Raw genomic sequence first — 5,519 nt, forward strand, 5'->3', positions numbered from 1 at the left:
TCGGCTCATCATGAGGTACGCTCCAGGCGGCTCAACCTCGCCATAATTTTCTCCATTATATTATAGTATAGTCCAAGCCCTCCTATCGGCAAAGGCAAGGGGCATCCCCCCTTCAGTCCTTCGTCCCCCCGCCGGAGAGGAAAAGCCCGCCCAGGCGGGATACGCTGCCGGCCCCCAGGGTCAGAAGGACGTCCCCCTCCCTCAGGAGTGAGCCCAATGCGGAGAGTGCGTCCTCCTCCCCCTCACAGAGGCGGCAGGGATGTCCCTCCGCCCTCAGCCTGTCCGCGATGCCCCGGGACGAGACCGAGGGGACGACGGCCTCCCCCGCTCCGTAGACGGGCAGCAGCAACACGAGGTCCGCCTCCCGCAGTGCGGCGGCCAGAGGCTCCAGGAAAGCCGCGGTACGGCTGTACCGGTGCGGCTGGAATACGACTACGAGACGGCGGCCGGCGTGAACCCTTCTCATGGCTCCGAGGGAGGCCGCTATCTCGGCGGGGTGATGCGCGTAGTCGTCGATGACCAGAACCCCGTTCCACACCCCCAGGGTCTGGAGCCGCCGTGCGGCGCCTCGAAAGGTCCTGAGCGTATCGGCCGAAGTCCGGAAGGGAACCCCCAGCGCATCGGATGCGGCCAGGGCTGCCAGGGCGTTCAGCACGTTGTGCTCTCCGGATACGGACATCTCGAGGCGCCCCAGGTCCTCGCCCCGGCGGCACACGGCAAAGGAGACGCCCCCTCCCGGCTTGTGCCGGAGGTCGAAGGCCCCCCAGTCCCAGGACCGTCCCCAGCCATAACGGAGGAAGGGGCCCCGGGCCTCGGCCCCCGGGATTTTTTTCATCATGGCCTGAACCCCCTCGTCCTCGGCGCAGGCCACGAGCGGCGCACCGGGCTTCAGCCCCCCGACGAAACGGACGAAAGCCTCCACGACATCCTCCCGGGACTTGAAGTGATCCACATGATCCCAGTCGATGTTGGTCACGACCGCAAGGGCGGGGTGAAAGTATTCGAAGGAGCCGTCGCTTTCGTCCAGCTCGGCCGCGAAGAGGGAGTTGTCCCCGAGGCGGGCGTTCGTCCCGATGTCCCGAACCTCGGCGCCGATGTAGAGCGTAGGGGACAGCCCCGCTTCCTCCAGGATCAAGCCGATCATGGACGTCGTGGTCGTCTTCCCGTGCGTCCCCGCAACGCCAACCCCCCGGGCCTCGTTGAAAAGCCAGCTCAGGGCCTCTCCGCGCCCGACCGTCCTGATGCCTCTGCGCCTGGCGGCGGCGAGCTCCTCACAGTCCCCATCCACGGCGCTGCTGAAGATCACCAGCTGCGGGTCGAACCTCTCGAGGTGCTCCCGGGAATGTCCGGCCGCACACGGAATCCCCAGAGCCTCCAACGCCTTTACGCAAGAGGATTCATGCCGCAGGTCGCATCCGCTGACCGCGTTCCCCATGGACGAGAGCAGCCGGGCGAGGGAACTCATTCCCGACCCGCCGATCCCCATGAGATGAATCCGTTTTGCCCCCGCGAGTTCCGACATGATATCCAAAACGCTCCTATTTCATAAAGCCCCGAACCGGTTGCCCCGCCGGGTTCCATTTAATTTTCTGCCGCAAAGCCCTCCGGAGATGCCCCGGACATCAGGGGTATTGTACCAAACGGCCTCTTCGACATATTCCCGACATATGCCTAAAGGGGAAGGAGCGCGCGAAGGGCGAAGCAGGCATCCGGAGCCCCATCCGCAGCGCCTCTTCCTCTTTCGAGCAGCCTCTCGAGCGGACTTTCCAAAGGCTCGCCGCCGCTCTCCCTCCATGCGATTCCCCCGCCGGCCTCCTCGAAGCAGCGTGCGTTGCGTTCCTGATGCCCCTCGGCGGCCCTCTCCCAGGGAACGACCACGGCGGGGATGCCCCAACTCAGGGCCTCCGCGAGCGTCGAGCCTCCGGCCCTGCAGATCAGGACGTCGCACAGCGAGTAGAAGGGGTTCATGTCCCACTGCCTCCCCACGAAACGGACGTTTGGAGGGAGGTCGGGCCCCGGCGGATCCCCCAGGAACAGGAAGACGACGTCATCGCCCTTCCTCTCGAAGAACGCGGCCGCGGCAAGCGCCCGTTCCACGAGATCCCTGCTCCCGAGGGAGCCGCCCGCGACCCCGACGACCCGCCCCCCTTCGGGGAGCTCCAGCGCCATCCGCTCCCGGGCACGGGAGGGCGAAAGCCGTTCCGGCCGCCTGACGGGGATTCCGACGGGGAGGAATGACGGCACCCCGTCGCACGCCCTCCATCCCGAGGCCACGGCGGCGCCCCACCGGGAGGCCAGGCGGGTAACCCGGCCTGCGACGGCGTTCTGCTCGTGGATGACGACGGGGATCCTCCCAATCCTGCAGACCAGGAGAGGGGGCAGCGAGACATACCCCCCGAAGAGGACGCAGACATCGGGCTTTTCGCGAAAAACACATCGGGCCGCCGTTTCCAGGGATTTGAGGAGGGCCAGGGAGCGAAGCAGCATGCGAACCGGCGACCGTACGCCCAGGGGAGACCCCTCTATGGGGAGTCTTTGAGGCTCTATCCCGAAGGAGGCGTAGATCTCCCTCTCCAGGGGGCGGCCCCCCGCGAGGTAGGAGACCGATGCCTCATGGCGCGCCTCCAGCCACCGCCCGAACACCACCGCGGGGAGGATGTGTCCCCCCGTTCCGCCCGCAGCGATCAGCACCCGTTTTTCCCTCAGCATCCCGCAAGCTCCCCGTTCACGAAGCCCTCCGTCCTCCGGGACGTTTTCCCTCTCGTTCCTCCTCCCGGGACGAGATCCTGTTGACGCTCAACAAGATCCCGACCTTCGCCCACATGAAGAGCATGGCGCTGCCCCCCGCGCTGACGAAGGGAAGAGGGATGCCCGTGAGGGGCATCAGTTTCATGACCCCGCCGACGTTGATGAACATCGGACCGATGATCGACGTCGTCAACCCCAGGGTCAGGACGGAAAGAAACGAATTGGGACAGCGCCGGTAGATCCGGTACGCGCGAATCGTCCACACCGCGTAAAGGGACAGGAGGAACAGGGTGCCCGCAAGCCCGAACTCCTCGCCGATCGCCGGGAAGATGTAGTCCGTCTGTGCCGCGGGCAGGTACTCGTCCTCCTGGAGCCCCTTGCCTATCCCCACCCCGAAAACTCTTCCGTTGCAGAAGGCGACCAGCCCCTGGATGATCTGAAACCCCTTGTTCATGGGGTCCGACCACGGGTCCCAGAAGGCCAGAAAACGCCTCATCCTGTAGGGCTCGATCATGACGAGGGAGGCGAACAGCGCCACCATGAGAGCCCCGCCCAGCAGGGGATATCTCCAGCCCCTGTTCTCGACGTGCATCATCAGGCAGATCAGCGTCACGAGGATGGTCCCGCCCAGGTTGGGCTGAAACAGCAGGGGGAGGATCGACAACAGCAGCACCAACATCGTCGGACGCAAAAAACCCTGAAACCCCCTTCTCCGCGACTGGTTCAGACGGTCGGCCAGAAAAAGAGGGATCACGAACAGCAGAAACTCCAGCGGCTGAAAACGTACCACCTTCAAGTCCAGCCAACGCCGGGCCCCCCCAACCCGGACGCCCAGGCCCGGGATGAGGGTGCCGACGAGCAGGAGCAGTGCGATAAACCACAACAGGCCGCTCCAGCGGCGAAGGCCGCGCAGAGAGGAAAAGGCGCAGAAGGACATCAGGCCCAGCCCCATGAGCAAAAAAATGCACTGCTTCACGATCTGGGAATAGGGCGATCCCCCCGTCATGCTGTTGCGCAGCGACAGGGAGGCGATCATGACGAGCCCGCACAGGCTGAGGACCAGAGGGATGCCCCAGATCAGCCACGGTCCGCCGCCCTTCGGGCGCTCCCCCTCGTTGAAGGCGGTCACGGCTCGACCTTCAGGCCGCGGACGATGGAACGGAAGTGATCGCCCCGCTCGCCGTAGTTCGCGTACATGTCCCAGCTGGTGCACGCCGGAGAGAGGAGGACCGTCATTCCCGGACGCGCCAGCTCCCTGGCCGTCAGAACCGCTTCCTCCATATTCTCCGCCATGCGTATGGCCGAGAACCCCGCCTTCCTCAGCGCGTCGGCAATGGCCTCCCGTTCCTCGCCCAGCAGGACCGCCGCGTCCGCCTCCCGCGCCACGGCCTCGGCCAGGGGGGCGTAGTCCTCCCCCTTTCCGCGCCCGCCGAGGATGACGACTTTGCGCCCCTCGAGGGACGTCATGGCCGTCACGGACGCGGCGACGTTCGTCCCCTTCGAGTCATCGACGTAGACGACGCCGTCGACCGACCCGGCGTGCTCGCAGCGGTGGGGCAGAGGGGCGAACCCCTCCATCAGATCCCGCGCGGGCAGGTCGATCCCCAGGATCCTCAGCACGGCCAGGCTCATCGCGACGTTCTCGCGGTTGTGCCCCCCCAACAGGGAGGTCTCCGAGTAGCGGAAGAGCGTCCGTTCCGCCCCGTCCCGTATCAGGCTGGCCTTGTCGGCGTCCATGAAGATGTGCCCGGCCATACGGTGGACGGGGGTCCGGCTCCAGCTCAGGGTCAGCAGCCGCTCGGCGTCGGCGGCGCCCAGGGCCTCCACGTCCCGGTCCTGCACGACCCCCCAGCCCGAGGGGGCCCGCAGGGAGAGTACCCTGGCCTTCGCCTCGACATAGGCCTCGTAGCTGCCGTGCCAGTCGATATGGTCCGGGGCCAGGTTCGTGACGACGGACACCGCCGCGGAGAGCACGGACGCCCGGGCCAGCTGGAAGCTGCTCAGCTCCAGCACCACGGCGTCGAAGTCCCGGTCCGTGAAGGTGGACGCCGCCGTCCCCAGGTTTCCGCCGACCCCGACGTTTCGCCCCGCCCTTCGGAGCATGTGCCCGATCAGGGAGGTCACCGTGCTCTTTCCGTTGCTTCCCGTCACGGCGACGAGCTTCCCCCGAATATGCGGCGCGACGAGGTCCAGCTCTCCGATCAGGGGAATGCCCCGCCTCTTCGCGCCCTGCACCACCTCGGCACGGGGCGGGATTCCCGAGCTCAGCAGCAGGGCGTCGGCCTGGAAGGCCCTCTCCGTATGCCCCTCCCCCTCCCAGTCGATCCCGCTGCGCCCAAAGAGGTCCGAGGCCGCCGCGGAGACCGGCCCCGCCTCGGACACGAAAACGCGCGCCCCAAGACGCCTGGCCATCAGCGCCAGCTCCCTGCCGCTGATCCCGGCCCCGACGACCGTAATGCGCTTCCCCTTCACGTTCAAGCCATCCAAGTTCACGCCATCCATACCGCTTTCTCCTTAAACCCGAGGCCCTTATAAATTCTTCCCCTTATAGATTCTTTCATTCGGGAACAAGGCCCTACCTGCCGAACAGGGCTGTGAAAAGCGCCGAAAGCCACAGGGACCCGACGGCCTGGACCAGCCAGAATCGCATCGTAACCGAGGTCTCGTCCCAACCCAGGCGCTGGAAGTGATGATGCAGCGGGGCCATCAGCAGAACCCTCCTGTTCAGCTTCCTTATCGTAAAGATCTGCACCGCGGAGGAAAGCAGTTCG

The 5,519-nt window shown here is 66.0% G+C and carries 4 protein-coding genes and 1 pseudogene; all 5 read right to left on the reverse strand.

All coding sequences use genetic code 11. The annotated features are described in order from the left end of the window. Positions 1–112 precede the first annotated feature (112 nt). Positions 113–1,522 carry a UDP-N-acetylmuramate--L-alanine ligase gene (gene murC / locus Q0176_RS06690; protein ID WP_299300518.1) on the reverse strand — a complete coding sequence of 470 codons (1,410 nt, stop codon included), beginning with the start codon at positions 1,520–1,522 and terminating at the stop codon, positions 113–115. Between the two features lie 149 nt (positions 1,523–1,671). Further along, complete coding sequence (locus Q0176_RS06695) at positions 1,672–2,709, reverse strand: UDP-N-acetylglucosamine--N-acetylmuramyl-(pentapeptide) pyrophosphoryl-undecaprenol N-acetylglucosamine transferase (RefSeq protein WP_299300521.1); 1,038 nt, start codon at positions 2,707–2,709, stop codon at positions 1,672–1,674. Positions 2,710–2,725: 16 nt separating this feature from the next. Continuing rightward, positions 2,726–3,877 carry a putative peptidoglycan glycosyltransferase FtsW gene (locus tag Q0176_RS06700; protein WP_299300524.1) on the reverse strand — a complete coding sequence of 384 codons (1,152 nt, stop codon included), beginning with the start codon at positions 3,875–3,877 and terminating at the stop codon, positions 2,726–2,728. Next, a complete protein-coding gene (gene murD, locus Q0176_RS06705) occupies positions 3,874–5,250 on the reverse strand; it encodes a UDP-N-acetylmuramoyl-L-alanine--D-glutamate ligase (RefSeq protein ID WP_299300527.1) in 1,377 nt (458 codons plus the stop codon). The genes Q0176_RS06700 and murD overlap by 4 nt, the downstream gene beginning before the upstream one ends. A 73-nt stretch (positions 5,251–5,323) precedes the next feature. After that, positions 5,324–5,519, reverse strand: a pseudogene (locus tag Q0176_RS06710) (phospho-N-acetylmuramoyl-pentapeptide-transferase); the annotation flags it as partial.

The organism is uncultured Fretibacterium sp., assembly GCF_938040765.1.
GTDB lineage: Bacteria > Synergistota > Synergistia > Synergistales > Aminobacteriaceae > CAJPSE01.

Coding starts and splice junctions, on each gene's coding strand:
- Q0176_RS06695 (WP_299300521.1), bottom strand. CDS start 2,709: ATGCTGAGGGAAAAACGGGTGCTGATCGCTGCGGGCGGAACGGGGGGA.
- murD (WP_299300527.1), bottom strand. CDS start 5,250: ATGGATGGCGTGAACTTGGATGGCTTGAACGTGAAGGGGAAGCGCATT.
- murC (WP_299300518.1), bottom strand. CDS start 1,522: ATGTCGGAACTCGCGGGGGCAAAACGGATTCATCTCATGGGGATCGGC.